Raw genomic sequence first — 19,450 nt, forward strand, 5'->3', positions numbered from 1 at the left:
GGTTAGAGCCGCCCCAACGAGTTTATGGAAACTCCCGCCAAGTCCACTCGGCCGAAGTTTCGCTGTTAATGAAGCGACACGATCGTTGAAGTGGGGATTCAATTTTCATTGTCGAGCTGACACGGATCTATTGGATTTGCAAGACTCTGCCGTTTGGGATATTAAGCCGCAATTTTTACCACGGTGTCCCTGTCCGCGCCTGCAACGTTCGCCGCGGTTCTGTCCGGGCCGAACCCAACTAGAGTTCTACATCTGGCACAAATGCATTGCAGTACACAGGCAGTACATAGACTGCGCTGTCTCGCCGACAGCAGCAGGTCGATGCCTTGACCACCGCTGGCAAGGCGCAAACGTGGCAAAGGAACCGAGCACCCCGCAGCCGACGGGCTGGCCTGAACTCCTACGGTTCGGAAACCGGCCGGGAGTACGAGGACCCCGACGCCGTCCTCTCCAGCAGCCCGAAGTCCACAAGGTAGCGGCGCAGCAGCACCACGTCGTCCGTGTAGCTCAGCAGCCGCTCATTGACCTGCCGCTCGGTGAGGTCCTCCCCCGGCTGGATGGCTTCGCCGACGATCCACGCCAGGAGCTGGCGCCGGTCCGCCGCGCCGGCCGGGTACCTGTCAATCCGGCCCAGGCGCAGGAAGCGGTCCACCCCGGTCTTCGGCTGGCGCTTTGGCTGCTGGGACAGAAGGTTGTGGAAGATGGTTTCGGAGGCATGAAGCGTGCTGTTTCCCGTCCGCTCCACCAGCCCCGCGTCCAGCAGAACGTCGATTGCGCGATGACGGCGCTGCTCCTTCGCGTCGGCAAGGACGTCCTCACTCAGCACGATCTGGGCGTACGCGGTCCGCGCATCCCGGTTGGCGAGCGCTGCCAGCACCCGGCGCCAGTGCGGTCCGCTGTGACCGGCGGATCCGTTCATTGCCTCCACCTCCAACTGCTATTCGGAGCCGCCTCGTCAGCAGGACGGGATAAATCCGGCAACCGCTTCGACGGCAGAGCGGGGGCTCGTCAGGACAGGGGTTCCGAGCCCGGTCAGTAGTGCGGCCGCAGGTTCCATGCTGGCCTGGGCGAGGACGACGACGTCGCAACGGCTTGAGAGCGTGCGCGCCGCCTCTGCGATCCGGAAGCGGTAGTCCTCCGCATCTCCGCTGAGGAAGGCATCCCACGCGCCGTCGACGAAGCTGATTTCAAAGGTGACGTCGGCTCCCGCAGCTTCCTCGGCAAGAACCTGCGTAGTCGGCTCCACGGTGCTTGTCAGCGCCGCGAGAACGCCAATACGCGGGCCGAGGGTGACGGCGCGGCGCAGCATCGGCCGGTCGATCCGGATCACTTCGAGACCGTCTTCGGACAGGCCTTCCGCGATCCCGCCCAGTGTTGAGCAGGTGCACAGGACCACCTCGCACCCTGCCTCGCGGAGTTCCGAAAGGTGCCCGGCGACGACGGCGCGCACGCGCTGCCATGCGCCGTCGTGCCTGGCAAGCTCCAGTGCTTCGGGATTCACCCGGTGGACCGTACGGGCGGCGGGTATGAGCTCCCGGGACAGCGCCTCGAACGTCTCTACGTGGACCTGCGCCGTGTGGAGGAAGCCGACAGTTCCGGGGCCGTCGGGGCGGGGTTCGCTCATGGGGCCTGACTGTAACAGAACAGGGTCCGCAGGGCGCCGACTTTGACCCGGCGGCCTGTACGTCAACCAAACGTGGACTGCTGGGCGCGTTGAACGAGTTCACGCAGCCGAAGCTGGTCAATAACTTTGCCCTGCAGCTTTGGCTTGAAGCCGCGAATAATGCAGAACTACCTAACCTCCGCATTCCAAGAATGAGTAGACCCCACTCTTGATCCCGCGTTCAAGCGACTGTGTACTGAGACTTCGGACCGGAGCGGCAAGTACGAGCCCGTTCGGCACAATTTCAAATCCAGCCGGTTCACGGGAAACGCTCCTGTTTAGAGCCTGTGACAACAGCCACCTTGAACTCGTGGGATCGATGACTTTGTTATCTGGTGTGCTGGACAGGTTCTTAGACAAGGAGCCACGATGTTCAGCAATGTGCCATTTCCCCTCGTTAGAAGGTCACGGCCAGCGGCGAAAGGTTACAAAAGGCCAGCGATGATTATGGTGGCAGCCATGATCGCAGTGACAGGAGGTGGCGTGGCCACCGCCGCACCGGCAGCAGCCGCCGAGCCAGAGCAAAACTACATCGTGGTACTGAAGGACGGGGCTCAGAACACAGATACCGTGGCCGCGACCCACGGAAAGAAGTTCGGCTTCGCACCATCGCGGACTTATAAGAACGCACTTAACGGATATGCGGCAAGCATGAGCGCTCCTGAAGCCAAAAGCCTGGCCACAGACCCGACCGTCGATTTCGTTTCCTCAGGTCGCGAGTTTCGCCGCCCCCCGGACCCGGCGCCGAATACCGAGCTTGCCCCTTTCTGGTGGCAGCGGATGGGCCAAACCCTGGACGATGCCACCGCTGAAGACGGACACAACTCCGTCCGGGTGAACATCGCCGTCATTGATTCCGGCATCGACGGCACCCATCCTGATCTCAATATCCGCGGCGGTGTGGATTGCCAGTCCGGTTCACCAGTCACAGTCGCCCCCGTCGACCCCTTCGGGCACGGAACAATGGTTGCCGGCATCATCGGGGCCAAGAACAACAGCATCGGCATCATCGGGGCAGCTGCAGGTACGCCTCTCTGGTCCGTCCGGGTCGTCGACGACGCCGGCACTATTCCAGAAGCAAACCTCCTCTGCGCTGTTGACTGGGTAACGTCCACCCAAAAGGACAAGGACCCGCGTAACGACATCTCAGTCGCGAACATGAGCATCACTGGCCCGGCGACTGATCTGGGGAACTGCGGCGCTGGTGTCGATCCCTTTCACCACGCCATCTGCCGCTCGGTTGAGGCCGGCGTGACCTACACGGTAGCGGCGGGTAACGAGAGCGCCGACATTGCGGCATCTGTTCCGTCCGCGTATGACGAGGTCCTCACCGTAACGGCCATGGCTGACTTCGATGGACGCCCGGGAGGACTAGCAGCGCCGCCTGTCTGCGCATCTGTGGACTGGAGTGCGGCGGGACAATCCGATGACCATGCCGCCTTTTTCTCCAACTTCGCCACACAACCGGCCGACAAGCGCCACACATTAGCCGCTCCAGGGGTTTGCATGGCTTCTACTGCGCCTGGCGGGTACTCCGTCGATCACGGGACGAGCTTCGCCAGCCCAGCCGTAGCCGGTGCTGTGGCGCTCTGCATCAGCAAGAAAGCCTGCAAGGGCTCCGGCAAGGAAGTCGTGGACCAATTCCTGACTCAGACCGAGGCATATAACGCGGTAAACGCCGACTTCGGGTTCGTAGGCGACCCGCTTCGCCCGACAGGCTCCCAGTACTACGGATACCTGGCACAGATTGCGGACTACTGTCCGTCTGAGACGCCAAAACGAACCAGCTGCCCGGGAAGGAAATGAGGAAAGGCAAAGGGTGCCCGACCACCCGCCCCATGCAGGCCGGACGCCCGCCGTCGGAATCAGAATCCCATTGTGGGCCGTGAGGGGCGGGCGTTACGATGCTGCCGGGGAGAGGTCCTGGTCAGCCATGACGAGTGTTAGGGGCCCAGCAATGACCGACTTCTTCACCATGCAGCCCGGCGAGACCGCGGCCCCGTTGCCGCCGGGGCCCGTCCTGTGCACCGGGACCGCGGGCATGCGGCGCATTCACCGCTTTTTACTCTGGGCATACAGCGAGGCGCCCGGCCTTGTCCGTTCCGCCGCGCCTGGCGACACCGCCCGTGCAGCCTACGTCGGCGAGGTGCTGGGGAATTTCGACATGGTGCTCCATATCCACCACGAGGGCGAAGACCTGCTGATGTACCCGCCGCTGGGGGAACGGGCACCGGCGTGCGCGCTGCACATTGAGCAGATGCTCGCGCAGCACAGGCAGGTCACCGATCGGCTCAAGGTCATCGAGCCGCTCCGCCTGAAGTGGATGGCAACGGCGGACGCGCAGACCGGCAAGGAACTGGCTGAGCGGTACGAAGACTTGTCGGCCGTCCTGAATGTGCACCTGCGCCGGGAGGTCACCGAAGTGATGCCGACCGTGGACAGGGTGATGACCGAGAAGGAGATGAACGGCGTCGGGCAGCACGGGATCAACCAGGTCGACAGGAAGTTCCTGGTGGGCTACCTCGGCATGGTCCTGGCCACGAATCCACCCGCAGACCAGAAGGAACTGTTCAAGGAGATTCCGCTGCCTGTCCGCCTTGCCTACCGCCTGGTGGGGCGCCGGATGTACCGGAAACAGTACTCAACGCTGTTCCCGGGACGCGCAGTTCCCGCGACACTGTAGGCGGCGCGGCGGTCCCGTCCGGGGCAGTCCGGGGCAGTCCCGGGAGCCTACCAACGGAAGGCACTTCATGCTGAATCTGGCGCCCGGACCTCGGCGACCCGCCCCGTTACGGCACGGCCCGCTGCGCAGCCTCAATCAGGGATGTGCTGCCGAATGCGGACTGGAAGGACAGCATCGCCGAAGGGCTGCCGCCGGAGTATGCCGAGGATATCCCGATGGATCTGCTCGGTCTCATCACCGGTCTGCCCGCCGGAGCCACGCAGATCCCCTGGGCTGGCCCCACAGTCCGCATCATCGAGCACCAGGCCCACGCCCCGGGCCATGCGGCGCTGCTGATCGAGGAGTGCGGCGTCCTGGTCGCCGGCGACATGTTGTCTGACATCCTGATACCGTTCCTCGACCTGCAGGCCGCGGATCCGCTCGGAGACTACCTCGCCGATTTGCGGCTGTTCGAAAGCCTGGCCGATGACGTCGTTGCCGTCATCCCCGGCCACGGCTCGGTGGGCGGGGCTGGGCAGTTGCGGGCGCGAATCCGGCAGGACCGCGCATACGTGGAAGCACTGTACGACGGCGGTGTTCCCGACGACGTGCGCGTCGGCCCTTCGGCCCCGCTTGACTGGCTGCCCGAAGTGCATCAATGGCAGCTGCAGCGGCTCGCCGAAAGACGCCAGCGCAAGTGAGAGAGCGTTCGCCGAAAAGCCGCATTAAATGAGAGAGCGTTTGGTAGGGGACGACGGCGGGCTACATGCTACGCGGGCGAGTGCGCAGCCACGGAGGCGCGTTCAACGGTGGGGCACATGATCTTCACTGCGGAGTCGATGGGGGCGTCGTCCAAACCCAGCAGCATGCGCACTCCTGCCGCCCCGAGTTCGTAGTGGGGCAGTGACACTGTGGACAGCGGAGGCCGAAGGTGGGCGGCGATGACTTCCTGGTTATCGAAACCGACTACGGCAATGTCGTCCGGGATGGACAGCCCGTTTTCCCGCAGGCCGTCGTAAAGGCCCATGGCCATGCGGTCGTTGTAGCAGTACACGGCGGTGACGTTGCGTTTGAGCAGTTCTTCGGTTGCGCCGTATCCGCCTTCCTGGTCCGGGTAGGCTTCCAGGACCAGGTGGGGGTCGAAGGGAATTCCGGCAGCTTCCAGTGCTTCCTTGTAGCCTTGGAGCCGTCCGTCCCTGGCCGGGGCGGGGGTGGTGGTGTTGATGAATGCGATCCGTACGTGGCCGCCTCGGAGCAGGATTTCCGTGGCGGACTGTCCTCCCTGTGCTTCGTCGGGTACCACAGCTCGGGCCGCCCCCGGCTCTGGGGAGAAACAGTTGACCAGGACGAAGTCCGCCTCGCGCAGGGTTTCCGGGATGTCTGTGGGCCGGTGGAACCACGTCGAGTAGAGGATGCCGCGTACCTTGTATTCGAGCATCATGGCGATGGCGTCTTTTTCCAGGTCGCGGTTGCCTTCGGTGTTGGCGATGAGCAGGGCGTAGCCGTTCTTCCAGGCTTCGTCCTGGGCACCGTGGATGATCTGGCCGGCAAAAGGGGTGGTGGCCACGCCGTCTGCGACCAGTCCGATGAACCGCGAAGTGCCGCTGACCAGGGTCTTGGCCATCGCGTTGGGGCGGTAACCGAGTTTCCGGATCGCGTCGTTGACGCGTTGACGCGTCTCATCTGCAATGCGGGCGTTCTTCTTCTTGTTGATGACCAGCGAGACAGTGGCGGTGGACACCCCGGCTGCCTCAGCAACATCGCGGAGGGTCACCGGATGGGCGCGGCCTATTCTGACAGAGACGTCGGGGGTGGCCGCGTTGCCTGAATTTTTCTCCTGCGAAATCATCTGTCCTCCATCAGGAGTATATCCATCTGCCGTGGCCGTCATCCCTTCGTCGCCCCGCTCTCCAGGCCTTGGATCATTGCTTTGTTCAGTACGAGGAACACCAGCAGCAGGGGCGTGATGGTGACGCACACGGCGGCGAACGTGGCCGTCCAGTCGGTCTTGCCCATGGCCCCGATGTAATTCTGCAGGCCCAGCGGGATCGTCTTCAGCCCCTCCGAGAGCACGAAGGTGTTGGCGAAGATGAAGTCGTTCCAGATGAAGATGCTGTTCACCAGCACAACTGTCACCACGGTGTTCAATGACAGAGGCAGGGTGATGAGGCCGAAGATTCGGTAGGGGCCTGCTCCGTCAAGTGAAGCGGCCTCGTACGTTTCCCGCGGGATGTACTCAAAGAAGGAGCAAAAGAGGTAGATCGACATCGGAAGGGCGAAGCCGGCCAAAGGGATGATCATTGATGGGTAGGTGTCGAGCAAATTGATCGCGGCGTAGTCGATGAAGAGCGGTACGAGCGCGATCTGGACGGGCACGATGATGCCGATCAGGAACAGGCCGCGGACGAACTTGCTGAACCGGAAGCCCAGGACCTGGAGCGCGTAGGCGGCCATCATTCCCAGGACCACAATCAGGAGGTTCGCGCCCACCGTGACGATGAAACTGCTGAGGATGTTCATACCGAGGTTGCCGGTCTCGAAGGCGCGGACGTAGTTTTCGAAAGTGATCGCCTTCGGCAGTGCGAAGGGGTCTCCGGTGGCGAAGTCGTGTTCGGTGCGCAGGCTGGTGATGAACAGCCAGGCCAGAGGGTAGACCTGCACAATGATGATAAGGGCGATGATCACTTTTGACAGGGTGCCGTGGAGGCTGGGCTTGCGTCGCCTGCGCGACGGCGGCTGGCTGGCTTGTGGGGCTGAGGCTGTGATGGGCCTGGTGATGGGGGCTGCTGGCGCGGTCATGCGTCCGCCTTTCGCTTGAGCATGAAGAGGATGAGTCCGACGGCGACCAAGCACTCGACGACTATGAAGACGGCGATGGTACTGGCGTATCCGAAGTCGGTGCTTGTGAATGCCGTCTTGTACATGTACGTGGTCAGCAGCTCCGAAGACTGTCCGGGGCCGCCGTTCGTCATGAGGAACGGGATGTCGAATCCGCGAAGGCCGTAGGTGGTCGCCATGATCGTGGTGGTGATCCAGACGGGCAGGATGTGGGGGAACCGGATCTTGGTGAACAGCTGCCACCGCGACGCGCCGTCGAGGCGGGCGGCTTCCTCAAGTTCCTGCGGTACGGACAGCAACGCCGCATACAGGATGAGCATGTAAAGGCCGGTGAACCGCCAGCCCTCCGGGGCCGACACCGCGGCAAGGACGGTGTTGATGTCCGAGAGCCAGGGACGTTCCAGGGCGCCGAGTCCGATCCAGTGCAGGAGCTGGTTGAGGAGCCCCACCGGTTCGATCGAGTAGATGCGCACGAACAGGAACGCAATGGCCACGGTGGAAATCACTGCGGGCAGGAGGTAGAGAGTTTTGATCAGGTCGCGGCCGCGGCGCATGGAGGTCAGGAGGCTGGCCACGAGCAGTGCGCCGCCGAGCTGCAGGACCAGGCAGATGGCGAGATAGCCGAGGGCATTGAAGAAGGAGCGCCAGAAGATGTCGTCTGCGGTGAGCATTCGCACGTAGTTGGCGAGCCCCACGAACTCCATGTCACTGATGCCGTTCCAGGAGAAGAAGCTGAGGAACAGCGACTGCAGGATGGGGAACAATACGGCGACGCAGTAAAGGAGCAAGGGCGGGAGCAGGAACACCAGGACAGAAAGTCGTGACCTGTTGGGGAGCATGGCTAGGCCTTTCGGGTGGGGGCCGCAGCCCCCACCGCTGTGATTACTTGAAGAACTTCGGGGCGTTCTGCGCGATGGCGTTGTCCATCGTGCTGGTGAACTGTTCGGGCGTGATGTTGCCCTGGACGAGGAGCACGAGCTCCTGCTGCAGCCGGCCGTTGGTTGTCGGGTCGAGCTGGGTGTCCCACGGCATGGCCTGTTTGCCCCCGAGGTTGTTGGCCATCTCCAGGGCCTTCTTGTACAGCGGTGTGGCGTTGGCCGGTACGGCCGTTTCTACGTTTGTCGTCGGTGAAAGTGCACCGGTGGCCGCGTATTCGGAGGGGTATTTCGTGAGGGCGAACTTCAGGAAGTCGCTGACGAGCGGGTCGTAGGTCTTGGCGTTGACCGCCATTCCAATGCCCGACGGCGAGACGAACTCGTTTGCCGCCGTGACGGATCCGTCAGTGGTGGGCAGCGTGAAGAAGTCGATGTCCTCCCGCACAGCAGGATTCAGCTTGTCAGTTGCCAGGCTTGGCAGCTCCCAAGTGCCGATGTTGTACATCGCTGCCTGCCCGGACGTGAACTGGTTCTGCGCGTCGGAGTAGCCCTGTGAGGAGAATCCGTCCTGGAAGCACTTGGCCTTGCCGAGCGATGCCAGCCACTCCACGGTCTTCTGGCCTGCGGGGTCAGTGAACTTCGCTTCGCCCTTCTTGAGCTTCTGGATGTAGTCCGGTCCGGCTTCACGGAACGGCTGGTAGGCGACATACCGCTCCAGCGGCCACTGGTCCTGGCCGTCGATGGCGATAGGCGTGATGCCGGCTTCGCGCAAGGCGGTGCACATGGCGGGAATGTCGTCGAGGGATTTCGGAACGGACACACCTGCCTTTTGCAGGAGGGCCTTGTTGTACCAGATGAACTCTAGCTCGAACTGGAACGGAATCATGTGCAGGGATCCGTCGTCGAAGCGCTGGTAATCCAGTGCGCTGGGCCGGTAATCGTCGTAGACATCCAGCGACTTGAGCAGCTTTTCGGCGTCGACCATCTTGCCCTGTTTGGCCAGCTGCTGGGCGAACGGTGTGGCATCGGTATCGAAGAGCTCGGGAAGCTTGTTCGCGGCAGCCAGGGTCTCAAGCTTCTGGATGTAGGAGGGCCTGTCCGGGGTGGTGATGAGGTTGAGCGAGAAGCCCGGGTGGTCCTTGGCGTAGTCGTCCGCGATTTTCTTCATGATATTGATGACGGCGCCGTCGGCCGGCCGGGACAGCAGCCACGAGATTTCCCGGGGCTTGACCTCCCCGGTGGGACTGACGTTGGACGGGTCGCTGGCGCCGCCTCCGCCGCCGCATCCTGCGAGGGCGATGGCCGCGGCCGCCGCCACGGCTGCTGTGCGGAATAGCTTCTTCATGAAAATCTCCTTTGATTCGGGCCGAAAGTGTTGAGGATGTTTAGTTGTCTGTGCGCGTGCGTATCTGAAGTTCGGTAAGAATTGCGGATCCCTCCCCGGCGAAGACGCCGATGCGCCCCGCCGGCAAGTCGTAGATTCTGGTACTGAGGGCGACCTGCCGATCCAGGACGGCCACGCACAGGTCCCCGTCAACGACGAGTTCCAAGGTGTGCTCTCCGGGAGCCAGGTCGCAGGGGCGTTCCAGTTCGATCTCGAACGGAATGTCCCCGGAGACATGCCATTGCGCGTCACCGGTGACTTTCCGCGGCCACCGGTCAAACACCATGCGGCCGCGTTTCGGTTCCAGGCGCAGAACGTAGGACTGGTCCCCGTCCCGGCTTGAGCGCAGCAATACCCCGCATTCGGTGGTGTTGGCTTCGATGTTGAGTACTGCCGAGGCGTAGAACTGGCTGGGCAGTTCCTCGTCAGAGACGATGGCGGTAAACCCGTCCGGTACATCCAGCCGCGCGGGCAGGTCACTTGTCAGGGATACAGGGACGTCGTCCCAGAAGCTGTCGACGAGTTCATCCGCGAAGCCGAATCCCAGCGTGCCGTCGGGATTTTGCCGGGCCTCCAGGACGGACATGGTGCCCGCCCACTGCCACGGGCCGCCGTCGCGCTTTCCTTCCTTGGTGGCGATCCAGCCAAAGAAGAAGCGCCGCCCGTCCCGCTCAGCGGTCTTGGACGCGTAGAACGCGCGGCCGTCGATGCTGTCCAGGTCCGGGACGCTCCAGGGACCGTCGGGGCTCTTTGCCATGCGGTAGCGGGTGGTGAACGATTCGGAGAACTCCGAGTAGACCATGTACCACCAGTCGCCCCAGGCGAAGACGTCCGGGCACTCATGGGTGATGTAGCGGCGCGGATCCCAGAACGGCTCGGTGTGCTCCCACGTCATCAGGTCGCTGGAGACGCACTGGGCTATGACGCCGCGACGGCGTTCGGGTCCGGCGGAGTGCCGGGCCGCCAGCAGCATCCGCCACTGGCCGGCGGTGCCGTCCCGGAAAACGAACGGATCCCGCCAGTCGCCGGACTCATAGCCGTCCGGGGCGCCGAAAGTGAGCTCCGGGTGTTTCACCCAGGTCTGCATGCCATCGGTGCTTGTGGCGTGCATGACGAGTTGCAGGGGTGCGCCGTCCGGACCAAGGTTGCGAGGGTTCTGTCCTGTGTAGAACAGGTGGTGAATGCCGGAGTCATCGACCACGATGCTGCCCGTGTAAGCGTTGAAGTCCAGATCGGACTCGCTTCCGTGGTGGAGCGAAACTCCCTGGTCCTCGAACTGCGTGAGGTCCTTCGTGGTGACGAGATTCCATGAGGTTCCCGGCTTCGGGTCTGAGCGGACCTCGTGGAGGTAGAAGAGCCAGAACTCCCCGTCCTTCTCGAAGGGGATGAGGTCCCCAACCCAGCCGTCGGCGGGCTGGAAAAAGATTGAGCGTTTCATCGGCGCTGATGTCCATTTCTGCTAAAGCGTTTGATCACGATAAAAGTAGCGTGGATCACACAGTTGATCAAGCGATTTAGCAAAGTTTATTTTTGCGTCGGCAACGGGTGATTAAACGCTTGACCAATCCCGGCAAGTCCCACTAGCGTCCTGCATAGCCGATCAGTTACCGCGCCCCTCGAAGCCGAGCGGCACGGCCTGGCTACGATCACCTGTTCTCTCGCCTGAGAGCGCGGCCCCTGGGATCCCGCAAGTGTTCCCACTTGCCAGCGCGCCTCCATCACCGCCGATGACTCACGGCTGGCCTGTGCGCCCGCCAAACCCTGAGAGGAAAACCAATCTATGACGCACCGCATCTCACGACGCGCTGTCCTGCAAGGCACAGGCCTTGGGGCTCTTACCCTTTTCGCCGGCAGCGCCGCCATACCCGTTGCAGCGCATGCGCAGTCATCCCTGCGGGCGGTCTATCACATGACTCCGCCCTCGGGCTGGCTCTGCGACCCGCAGCGGCCCGTCTATACCAATGGCGCCTACCAGCTCTACTACCTGCACTCCGGGCAGAATAACGGCCCGGGCGGGTGGGATCATGCGACCACCACCGATGGCGTGTCCTTTACCCACCACGGCGTGGTGATGCCATTGCAGCCCGATTTCCCGGTGTGGTCGGGATCGGCCGTCGTGGACACAGCCAACACGGCTGGGTTCGGCGCCGGGGCGGTGATCGCACTCGCCACGCAGCCCACCGACGGGATCCGCAAGTATCAGGATCAGTACCTCTACTGGTCCACCGACGGCGGCTACACCTTCACCGCCCTCCCCGACCCGGTGATCGTCAACACCGACGGCCGCACGGCCGCAACACCAGCCGAGATCGAAAACGCGGAGTGGTTCCGCGACCCCAAGATCCACTGGGACCAAGTACGCAGCGAATGGGTGTGCGTGATCGGACGGGCACGTTACGCAGCCTTGTACACCTCCCCGAACCTGCGGGATTGGCAGTGGAAATCCAATTTCGACTACCCAAACCCTGCGCTCGGCGGGATCGAGTGCCCGGATCTGTTCACGATGACGGCCGACGACGGCACACGGCATTGGGTGCTCGGCGCGAGCATGGATGCCTACAGTATCGGCCTGCCGATGACCTATGCCTATTGGACAGGCACCTGGAACGGCACGGCGTTCATCGCGGACAACCTCACACCGCAGTGGCTCGACTGGGGCTGGGACTGGTACGCCGCTGTGACCTGGCCATCGGCGGAGGCACCAGAGACAAAACGCCTTGCGATCGCCTGGATGAACAACTGGAAGTACGCGGCCCGCGACGTACCCACCGATGCATCCGACGGGTACAACGGGCAGAACTCGATCGTGCGGGAACTGCGGCTAGAACACCAACCGAGCGGCTGGTACAGCCTGCTCAGCTCCCCCGTTGAGGCGCTTTCAGGCTACGCCACCGCGACCACCATGCTCCCTGACCGCACCGTCAACGGCAGCTCCGTACTGCCGTGGAGCGGGCGCGCTTACGAGCTCGAGCTCGACATCTCATGGGACGCGGCTGCAAACGTTGGGGTATCGGTGGGCCGCTCCTCAGACGGATCGCGCCACACGAATGTTGGCAAGTACGGCGCCGAACTGTACGTCGACCGTGCACCCTCGGACCAGGGCGGCTACTCGCTCTCCCCTTACTCGCGTACTGCCGCGCCTATCGACGCCAACGCGCGATCGGTACACCTGCGCATCTTCGTCGATACACAAAGCGTCGAAGTGTTCGTGAACGCCGGGCACACGGTCCTTTCGCAGCAAGTGCATTTCGCCGACGGCGACACCGGCATCTCGTTGTACGCCGACGGCGGCCCGGCGGACTTCACCGGGATGAGGATCCGCGAGTTCGGCAGCCCCATCTAATTGCTGTGGGAGGCAGGAGGGGCAGTCGGCACAAACGCCCTCACCACGGCACTAATGGGTGCGAGCACGTCTGCATGCGGGTCTACAGTCACCCGGTGGATGATCATGCCTTCGCCTACTGCGGTGATGGCAGTCGCCGCAGTCCCGGGATCCTGCGCTCCGAGGCGCTCCATGGTGGTTTCGACTAAGGACCGGAAGTAGACGCGTCCGGCGAGCAGGGGGCGGCGGACGTCTTCATTGTGCGTGCCTTCGAGGAAGAGGACATACCGGGCAATGGTCCGGGTCCGGGTTGCCGTGGTGGCAGTTTCGACGGCGTGGGCCAGCAGCGCGACGAAGGCGCCAACATCAGCCGGCTGGCTGGGCGGACTCACCAGATCAGCCAGGTCCAGTTCTCCTAGCCACTCGACCACCCCGGTCAGGAGCGCCGCTCGGGTGCGGAAATAGTTCGACGTGGAACCCTTGGGAACCCCGGCCGCCACATCAACCCTGAGGTGGCTAAGCGCCTTCAGGCCCTGCGTGCCGAGCAGCTCGACGGCCGCATCCAGAATCCGTGTGCGAGTGGACATACTTCATACTACAAAAGTAGTGCCGTTCTACTACGTAAGTAGTACCCTGTTTCCATGGCAAGCAAAGCCGTCAATCTGCCGCCCACCGCGCTCCATTCTCGTGGAGGGCCAGGCAAGTCCTGCGGGGTCATAACCTGCCCGTCCGCCTAAGGTCCCGCGGCGCATACCGGCGTCAACACGCCGCACAAACAACAAGGGGACTATCCCGAAATGCTCCCGAGGGAGCGGGGCGAGGTCCCGCCTGATTCTGACTTGGAGGTCACCCCAATGACCGACTTCTTCACAATGAATCCCGGTGAAACCGCAGCTCCGGTGCCACCGGGACCGGTCCTGTCGTCAGGCTCCACTGGCATTCGGCGGGTCCACCGCTTCCTGCTCTGGGCCTACGGGGAGGCGCCCAACCTGGTGCGTTCGGCAGCGCAGGGAGACGCTTCCCGCGCCGCCTACGTGGGGGAAGTGCTCGGGAACTTCGACAAGGTGCTCCTGATCCACCAGGAAGGCCAGGACCTGCACATGTACCCACAAGTGGCCGAGCGGGCACCGGCAACTGCGTCACACGTAGAGCAGATGCTTGACCACCACAGGCAAATTCGGGAACGCGTCCAGAGTATCGAGCCCGTCCATAAACGCTGGATGCAGACTGCAGACGCAGCGGACCGGGACGTCCTCGCAAAGGGCTACGAGGATGTGCAGTCTGTCCTCGAGGAGCATCTGCGCCGCGAGGTCACCGAGGTGATGCCCGTCGTGGACCGAGTCATGACGGAGACGGAACTGAAAGCGATGATTCAGCACGGGGTCAGGCAGCACGACAAGAAGTTCCTCGTCACCTACCTCGGCATGATTCTGGCCACGAACCCGCCCGAAGACCGAAGGGAAATATTCTTTGGGGAGATTCCCGCTCCCGCTCGTCTCGCCTACCGCCTCATCGGGCGCAGGATGTACCGCAAGCAATACGCGACGCTTTTCCCTGGACGCCCGATTCCCGAAACGCTCTAGGCTCCAGGGGCGGGGAAAGTGCGAGAGGGTTCGTCGAAAGGCCGGGATTAGTGAGAGAGCGTTGGGCGTGGAGGGGCGGACGACGGCGGGCTGCCCGGGTTGGGTGCGCCGGTTTCGGCTGCGCCCAACCCCGACAGTCCCCAAGCACCGGAAGTCCTAATCGCCGTGAGTAGGTATCGTGCGCGGAGTTATTGGACCCTGCTCATCGACCCAGGTATCACGAGCGACGAAATGGCGGACCTCCCGGACTACCTTCGCGAGAGCCCAGCGTAGAGCGAAACCTGCTTGTGCGTGAACTGGCGTCAGCTCTCCTGCCGAAGGCCAATCGGCCTCTAAGGGGGCGGGATGGCCGGCGCGGAACCCTCGACATTTCTCGGTGTGGACCCGACCCGACTATGGCCAGACTTTGAAATCACCCTTGGTGATTGTATCCATGAATGGGCCGGGGTACTCGGGGGCTGCACAGTCGAACCTGTCGTCGGCGGCAATCCACAGAAGTACCCTGTCAGGTTCGGTTCTCGTTCCACCATCAATCACGATGAACTGGAAGTACTGATAGGCGTGGCCCTTAATTGTTGTTCCCGTAACGACAGCAGTGTCGCCGGTGACTGACAAGCAGTCCACATCCCCGACGTATTCTGAGTTGGGGCCTCTCACGGTCAACCTTCCGGAGGCCTCTGTCGATGATCCCCTTGCCGTCAGCGAGTATGCTCCTCCCTGCTCATTTTCTCCGAATCCCGTAACCCTGTGCTCGGGGGCGGCCGCCAGCGCAGGAGGTGCCGTCACTCCTAAGGCCAACAGCGTTGTAGCAGCAATGATTGCTGAGTGTCGGCGAACAATTCGCTTGCGCATTGTTCCTCCTGATCTTCGCAGAGCGTTTTGACTTAGAAACCGCGCTTTCAGGTACGGCAAATTGCGCCTTTTATTGATGTAGCTTGCCGTCACCGTGAATGCAAGCGATATTAGGGGTGCTCATTTCGGCTGTCAACGACAAATATGTTATGGAGAGCAGCTACCCGCCTGGGATAACCGGTCACATGGTGCCCCACATATGTGGTCTTCGAGCACCACAACAGGCACTGCAGAGACCCCGACCACCACGCCGAAGTAACGACGGGTGAAGATGTGCCGGGCAGGCATTGGCTCCTAACTTGTGGAGGCCGGGTCAGCGTTGAGGCGCAGGCGGTGGAACCGAGAAAAGGAGTTCGACTGCGAGGGCTCCCGTGGGGCGACCAGCACCGATGCGGTCTGGCGTTCTGGCCCGGGTAGCGTGAATAAAAAAATGAGGCAGATAGCAGCATGGTCAGGATTTCCATGACTTGTGCGCTCTTTCGCTGATTAGCGGGCGCACACTGGGAGAGGAGGGGTCGTCGCCTCGCCGCCGTCCAGGACGCGAGTTGACATGCAATTACCCCGAGAGCACCGCAGCACCTCTCACCTTCTAAAGAACTCATTTCGTCGCCTGGCAGCCGGCGTGCTGGTGGTCATGATCGCGGGACTCGCGGCGGGGTGGCTGCTTCCGCGGGGGCCGGTGACGGTTCCCGAAGCCCTCCTTGCTCTGGCGGCGGCCGTGGCGGTGGGACTCGGTGCGGGCTGGTTGGCGCGCTCTGCGTGGATAATGCTGATCGCACCGGTCACATTTATGGCCGTCTTCGAATTGGCACGTATGCGGGTCGACGGGCCGACGGTAGACGGCATCGAGCTGAGTGGTCTCTACGGCGTCATCGCATTGATCGGCGGTCGTGGAGTCGACGCCTTGCTCATGCTCCTGCCGTTGATTGTGGGCTGCGGCTGGGGTGTCTTTGCGGCCCGGCGGCATGTCCGAACTGCCGGATCCGGCCACGCCGCACGGCACCGGGTCCGTCTCGGCGTGCTGGCCATCGCGACGGCCGGCGTAATCGTTCTCTCAGCGGGCCTGGTACGCCCGGCGTCCACTGCGGCCATCATCGGAACCGACGGCGGACACGTGCCGGGGAGCATTGCCGAGATCGTCGACGTTCCGGTCGGCGGCCATGACCAGGGAATCCTGCTCCGCGGTGTCTCGGCCGAATCGCCTGTCCTGCTGTTCCTCGAGGGCGGTCCCGGAGGAACAGGCATCGGCCGGATCCGCAACTCAGGACAGGATCTGGAGCAGGACTTCGTCGTCGCTACGTGGGACCAGAGAGGCACGGGCAAGTCCTATGACTCGTTGGAGCCGACCTCAACTCTCACCGTCGAGCAGATGGTCGAGGACACCCTCGAAGTCACCGAGTACCTCCGCACCCGGTTCGATGAGCAGAAAATCTACCTTGTCGGCAGCTCCTGGGGGACCATCCTGGGAACCCTGGCGGTCCAACGCTCCCCCGAACTGTTCCACGCCTACGTAGGAACCGGCCAGATGGTGGATCCTTTCGAGACTGATCAGCTGATGTATGCAGAGAGCCTGAAAGACGCCGAGGCCCGCGGCGACCAGAGCACGGTTACGGCGCTGGAGAACCTCGGTGCGCCGCCCTACAAAAACACTCTCGACTATCCGGTGGCCATCGCGTCCAACCCGAAGCTGATGAACTTCCAACATGGCCCCGACTACAACCCTTCCTCGGAGTACCCCTCGAGTCTTTTCGTCAGCGAATACACCCTCCTGGAGCAACTGCGGGGCATGGCTGCGATCGCGGAGACATTCAATGTCCTGTACCCGCAGCTGAGCGGCACCGACTTCCGCTCCGACGTCCCCACGCTCAGTATCCCTGTGTACATCGTCGAGGGCCGGCACGAATCCGCCGGACGCGAGACGCTGGCACGGGCCTGGTACGACTTGCTCGCCGCCCCCAGCAAGAGCTACATCGAGTTCGACAACTCGGGCCACACGCCGCCGTACGACGAACCCGGCCGCTTCGCGGAGCTCATGGCCGACGTCTTCACTGCAACGAGGGTCCCGTGACGAGGTCAAGCAGGCCAGAGGCCCGTGAGGTGCCCAACCTTTCGTGTGCTCATTGTTCTGAGGCTTGATACGAAGTGGTTCATATGAAACTTCTGTTTGCGGTTTTCCTCGGTATCCACGGACTTCTTCACCTGTTGGGGGCCGCAAAGGGGCTCGGGCTCGCTGACGTGCCTCAGCTGGCCCAGCCGATCACTCAGCCGGCCGGAATTCTGTGGCTTAGCGCGGCAGTACTGCTCATAGCGACCGCGGTTGCCCTCGTTGCCCTGCCCAAATGGTGGTGGGGCATTGGAAGTGTTGCTGCCATCCTGTCGCAGCTCGCGATTAGTACTTCGTGGGCTGATGCCCGGTACGGGACGATCCCGAACATTATCCTGCTCATCGGTTTGGCCCTCGGGTTTCTGGCCCGGGGGCCCTGGAGCTTTCGGGCCGAGTACGACCGCGACGTATCACAGGACCTGACTCGATCCGTCCCAGGGCCGCTGCTGACAGAGACCGATCTTGAGCAGCTTCCTGCGGTGGTGCAAGGCTACATTCGCCTCAGTGGCGCTGTGGGTTTACCGAGGGTCCAGAATTTCTCTGCCCGATATCACGGACACATCCGCAGCGGACCCGACGCGCCCTGGATGTCCTTCACCGGCCGACAGCACAACTCCTACGACCTGCCCTCACGGCTGTTCCTCATGGACGCGTCACGGTCCGGGGTCCCCTTCCAGGCATTTCACCGGTTTATCGGACCATCCGCGACGATGCGGGTCAAAGTCGCATCGGTCGCCACCGTAGTGGAAACGGAAGGGCCGGAAATGGACGAGGCGGAGACGGTGACGCTCTTCAACGATATGTGCGTGTTGGCGCCGGGCGCGCTCATCGATCGCTGCATTCAATGGCACGAGATCGACCAGGAAACGGTCGAAGCGTCCTACACCAATGCCGGCCGCACCATCCGCGCCATCCTTTCGTTCAACGGGCACGGGGAACTGACCAACTTTGTTGCCGACGGGCGCGGTGCAGCATCGGCTGACGGAAAGTCGTTTACCAAGATGCCGTGGTCAACTCCGTTGACCGCTTACCGCAGCTTCGGCGCGCACCGGCTCATGGGACTCGGCGAAGGGATCTGGCATGCACCGGGCGGCGACTATTCCTACCTCCGTTTCGTCCTCGATTCCATCGAGTACAACGTGGCAGCGCCCCATGCCGCGGCTCACACATGAGCGCGAGTCTGATCATGCCGCTGTCCCAGCGGGAAGCCCGTTCCCGGCACCTTTCCCTTCGGGAGAGGTGATCGCGGGGGCGATTCCAAGCAAAGCAAGAACAAGGATCAGTTCCAGCGTGCCCAGCCCGAAGTAGACACTCTGCAGCCAGAAGTATCCAATGATGGCCGCCTCGGTGAAAATCCAGATAAGCATCGCGAAGCCGGCAACCGCGGCCGCCAGCAACGCCCAGCGACGCTGTGTGAGCAACGCAAAGGCAGCGGCTGCCTGCGTACCCCCGACGACGATGCCCAGGATGAGCCCCGGACCGATGAAGGACGGGAACCATGTCCCCTCCAGATGTTCCCGGGGGACCCCCGCGCCGTCAAAGAAGATCGCCATTACCCCGCCAACGAAGGCTGACAGCGCGTTGAAGATCAGGAGGGCGATGAGTCCGCCCGAAAACGTTTTGCTGGAAATTGGGAGACTCACAAAGCAGACCTTTCGATGGTCGCGCGCCAGAAATCCAGAGCACCGGAACCTCAGCGCCTCATGGGCTGACTGTAGTCCCCCAGTCGACAGACCAATAGGGCCGGCGGCGTTTGCCGGAAGGATGAGGAATTCCGGAAAAGTGCGAGAGCGTCCGGGAAAAACCCACATTAACTGATAGAGCGTTTGGAAGGAGGACGACGGCGGGCTGCTGGCTTGCGCTGTCTCTCCCGGTGGTTGCCGCTGTCCCTCGTGGTGGTTGAGCTTGTCGAAACCAGGTTTCGACAAGCTCAACCACCGGGGTCACCGGGTGTGGTGCGTCGGCTGCAGTTCGTACACCGGCGTTTCCAGCCCTTCCATGCGGGCCTTGAGTTGCAGGGCCAGGTAAGAGGAGTAGTGCCGGCTCTGGTGCAGGTTGCCGCCGTGGATCCAGAGGTTGCGCACGTTGGTGGGCTTCCACATGTTGCGCAGCTCCCCTTCCCAGGGGCCCGGGTCCTTCGGGGTGTCCGAGCCGTAGCCCCAGCACT

The 19,450-nt window shown here is 62.7% G+C and carries 17 protein-coding genes; 7 read left to right on the top strand and 10 right to left on the bottom strand.

Features of this window, described 5'->3' with window-relative positions:
- Positions 1-400: 400 nt before the first annotated feature.
- Both GUV69_RS09295 and GUV69_RS09300 read right to left on the bottom strand, forming a co-directional pair.
- Positions 401-919 carry a DUF2087 domain-containing protein gene (locus GUV69_RS09295; protein ID WP_164201715.1) on the bottom strand — a complete coding sequence of 173 codons (519 nt, stop codon included), beginning with the start codon at positions 917-919 and terminating at the stop codon, positions 401-403.
- A gap of 36 nt (positions 920-955) precedes the next feature.
- A complete protein-coding gene (locus GUV69_RS09300) occupies positions 956-1,624 on the bottom strand; it encodes an aspartate/glutamate racemase family protein (RefSeq protein ID WP_164201717.1) in 669 nt (222 codons plus the stop codon).
- Between the two features lie 522 nt (positions 1,625-2,146).
- On the opposite strand from GUV69_RS09300, the gene GUV69_RS09305 reads away from it, so the two are divergent.
- From GUV69_RS09305 to GUV69_RS09315, 3 genes are all read left to right on the top strand, one after another.
- Positions 2,147-3,469, top strand: coding sequence for a S8 family peptidase (locus tag GUV69_RS09305; protein ID WP_244292669.1), 1,323 nt, complete (start codon positions 2,147-2,149; stop codon positions 3,467-3,469).
- Positions 3,470-3,620: 151 nt separating this feature from the next.
- Complete coding sequence (locus GUV69_RS09310) at positions 3,621-4,346, top strand: hemerythrin domain-containing protein (protein ID WP_164201719.1); 726 nt, start codon at positions 3,621-3,623, stop codon at positions 4,344-4,346.
- Positions 4,347-4,561: 215 nt separating this feature from the next.
- Positions 4,562-5,026 carry an MBL fold metallo-hydrolase gene (locus GUV69_RS09315; protein WP_244292670.1) on the top strand — a complete coding sequence of 155 codons (465 nt, stop codon included), beginning with the start codon at positions 4,562-4,564 and terminating at the stop codon, positions 5,024-5,026.
- 68 nt (positions 5,027-5,094) lie between these two features.
- Here the strand turns inward: GUV69_RS09315 and GUV69_RS09320 are convergent, their stop codons facing one another.
- The 5 genes from GUV69_RS09320 to GUV69_RS09340 are packed head-to-tail and all read right to left on the bottom strand — an operon-like array spanning position 5,095 to position 10,860.
- Positions 5,095-6,174, bottom strand: a complete 1,080-nt coding sequence (locus GUV69_RS09320; protein WP_164201721.1) for a LacI family DNA-binding transcriptional regulator — start codon at positions 6,172-6,174, stop codon at positions 5,095-5,097.
- Positions 6,175-6,212: 38 nt separating this feature from the next.
- Positions 6,213-7,124: a carbohydrate ABC transporter permease gene (locus GUV69_RS09325; protein WP_164201723.1), complete on the bottom strand. Its 912-nt coding sequence runs from the start codon at positions 7,122-7,124 to the stop codon at positions 6,213-6,215.
- Positions 7,121-8,002: a carbohydrate ABC transporter permease gene (locus tag GUV69_RS09330; protein WP_164201725.1), complete on the bottom strand. Its 882-nt coding sequence runs from the start codon at positions 8,000-8,002 to the stop codon at positions 7,121-7,123. Before GUV69_RS09330 ends, GUV69_RS09325 begins: the two co-directional genes overlap by 4 nt.
- A gap of 43 nt (positions 8,003-8,045) precedes the next feature.
- Entirely contained in the window at positions 8,046-9,383 is a 1,338-nt protein-coding gene (locus GUV69_RS09335; RefSeq protein ID WP_164201727.1) for an ABC transporter substrate-binding protein, read from the bottom strand.
- 40 nt (positions 9,384-9,423) lie between these two features.
- Complete coding sequence (locus GUV69_RS09340) at positions 9,424-10,860, bottom strand: glycoside hydrolase family protein (protein ID WP_164201729.1); 1,437 nt, start codon at positions 10,858-10,860, stop codon at positions 9,424-9,426.
- Between the two features lie 342 nt (positions 10,861-11,202).
- Between GUV69_RS09340 and GUV69_RS09345 the strand changes: the two genes are divergently transcribed.
- Positions 11,203-12,765 carry a glycoside hydrolase family 32 protein gene (locus tag GUV69_RS09345; protein WP_164201731.1) on the top strand — a complete coding sequence of 521 codons (1,563 nt, stop codon included), beginning with the start codon at positions 11,203-11,205 and terminating at the stop codon, positions 12,763-12,765.
- On the opposite strand, the gene GUV69_RS09350 is transcribed toward GUV69_RS09345, so the two are convergent.
- Positions 12,762-13,331: a TetR/AcrR family transcriptional regulator gene (locus GUV69_RS09350; RefSeq protein WP_164201733.1), complete on the bottom strand. Its 570-nt coding sequence runs from the start codon at positions 13,329-13,331 to the stop codon at positions 12,762-12,764. The genes GUV69_RS09345 and GUV69_RS09350 overlap by 4 nt on opposite strands.
- A gap of 267 nt (positions 13,332-13,598) precedes the next feature.
- Here GUV69_RS09350 and GUV69_RS09355 point away from each other — a divergent pair, with 267 nt between their 5' ends.
- Positions 13,599-14,327, top strand: coding sequence for a hemerythrin domain-containing protein (locus GUV69_RS09355; RefSeq protein WP_164201734.1), 729 nt, complete (start codon positions 13,599-13,601; stop codon positions 14,325-14,327).
- A 393-nt stretch (positions 14,328-14,720) separates the two neighbouring features.
- Here the strand turns inward: GUV69_RS09355 and GUV69_RS09360 are convergent, their stop codons facing one another.
- Positions 14,721-15,179 carry a hypothetical protein gene (locus tag GUV69_RS09360; RefSeq protein ID WP_164201736.1) on the bottom strand — a complete coding sequence of 153 codons (459 nt, stop codon included), beginning with the start codon at positions 15,177-15,179 and terminating at the stop codon, positions 14,721-14,723.
- Positions 15,180-15,729: 550 nt separating this feature from the next.
- Between GUV69_RS09360 and GUV69_RS09365 the strand changes: the two genes are divergently transcribed.
- Together GUV69_RS09365 and GUV69_RS09370 are read left to right on the top strand one after the other, a co-directional pair.
- On the top strand, positions 15,730-17,247 hold the full coding sequence (locus GUV69_RS09365) for an alpha/beta fold hydrolase (protein WP_164201738.1): 1,518 nt from the start codon (positions 15,730-15,732) through the stop codon (positions 17,245-17,247).
- Positions 17,248-17,330: 83 nt separating this feature from the next.
- Positions 17,331-18,455 carry a DUF6544 family protein gene (locus tag GUV69_RS09370; RefSeq protein ID WP_164201740.1) on the top strand — a complete coding sequence of 375 codons (1,125 nt, stop codon included), beginning with the start codon at positions 17,331-17,333 and terminating at the stop codon, positions 18,453-18,455.
- Between the two features lie 12 nt (positions 18,456-18,467).
- On the opposite strand, the gene GUV69_RS23000 is transcribed toward GUV69_RS09370, so the two are convergent.
- Positions 18,468-18,926 (bottom strand): hypothetical protein, encoded by a 459-nt coding sequence (locus tag GUV69_RS23000; protein WP_208786620.1) that lies wholly within the window; start codon positions 18,924-18,926, stop codon positions 18,468-18,470.
- Positions 18,927-19,450 lie beyond the last annotated feature (524 nt).

The sequence above is a fragment of the [Micrococcus luteus] ATCC 49442 genome, assembly GCF_010367585.1.
GTDB classification, from domain to species: Bacteria; Actinomycetota; Actinomycetes; order Actinomycetales; family Micrococcaceae; genus Arthrobacter; species Arthrobacter luteus_A.

What these genes read in the sequence shown, in the direction of transcription:
- GUV69_RS09295 (WP_164201715.1), bottom strand. Translation starts at nt 919, where the DNA reads ATGAACGGATCCGCCGGTCACAGCGGACCGCACTGGCGCCGGGTGCTG.
- GUV69_RS09300 (WP_164201717.1), bottom strand. Translation starts at nt 1,624, where the DNA reads ATGAGCGAACCCCGCCCCGACGGCCCCGGAACTGTCGGCTTCCTCCAC.
- GUV69_RS09310 (WP_164201719.1), top strand. Translation starts at nt 3,621, where the DNA reads ATGACCGACTTCTTCACCATGCAGCCCGGCGAGACCGCGGCCCCGTTG.
- GUV69_RS09315 (WP_244292670.1), top strand. Translation starts at nt 4,562, where the DNA reads ATGGATCTGCTCGGTCTCATCACCGGTCTGCCCGCCGGAGCCACGCAG.
- GUV69_RS09320 (WP_164201721.1), bottom strand. Translation starts at nt 6,174, where the DNA reads ATGATTTCGCAGGAGAAAAATTCAGGCAACGCGGCCACCCCCGACGTC.
- GUV69_RS09325 (WP_164201723.1), bottom strand. Translation starts at nt 7,124, where the DNA reads ATGACCGCGCCAGCAGCCCCCATCACCAGGCCCATCACAGCCTCAGCC.
- GUV69_RS09330 (WP_164201725.1), bottom strand. Translation starts at nt 8,002, where the DNA reads ATGCTCCCCAACAGGTCACGACTTTCTGTCCTGGTGTTCCTGCTCCCG.
- GUV69_RS09335 (WP_164201727.1), bottom strand. Translation starts at nt 9,383, where the DNA reads ATGAAGAAGCTATTCCGCACAGCAGCCGTGGCGGCGGCCGCGGCCATC.
- GUV69_RS09340 (WP_164201729.1), bottom strand. Translation starts at nt 10,860, where the DNA reads ATGAAACGCTCAATCTTTTTCCAGCCCGCCGACGGCTGGGTTGGGGAC.
- GUV69_RS09345 (WP_164201731.1), top strand. Translation starts at nt 11,203, where the DNA reads ATGACGCACCGCATCTCACGACGCGCTGTCCTGCAAGGCACAGGCCTT.
- GUV69_RS09350 (WP_164201733.1), bottom strand. Translation starts at nt 13,331, where the DNA reads ATGTCCACTCGCACACGGATTCTGGATGCGGCCGTCGAGCTGCTCGGC.
- GUV69_RS09355 (WP_164201734.1), top strand. Translation starts at nt 13,599, where the DNA reads ATGACCGACTTCTTCACAATGAATCCCGGTGAAACCGCAGCTCCGGTG.
- GUV69_RS09360 (WP_164201736.1), bottom strand. Translation starts at nt 15,179, where the DNA reads ATGCGCAAGCGAATTGTTCGCCGACACTCAGCAATCATTGCTGCTACA.
- GUV69_RS09365 (WP_164201738.1), top strand. Translation starts at nt 15,730, where the DNA reads ATGCAATTACCCCGAGAGCACCGCAGCACCTCTCACCTTCTAAAGAAC.
- GUV69_RS09370 (WP_164201740.1), top strand. Translation starts at nt 17,331, where the DNA reads ATGAAACTTCTGTTTGCGGTTTTCCTCGGTATCCACGGACTTCTTCAC.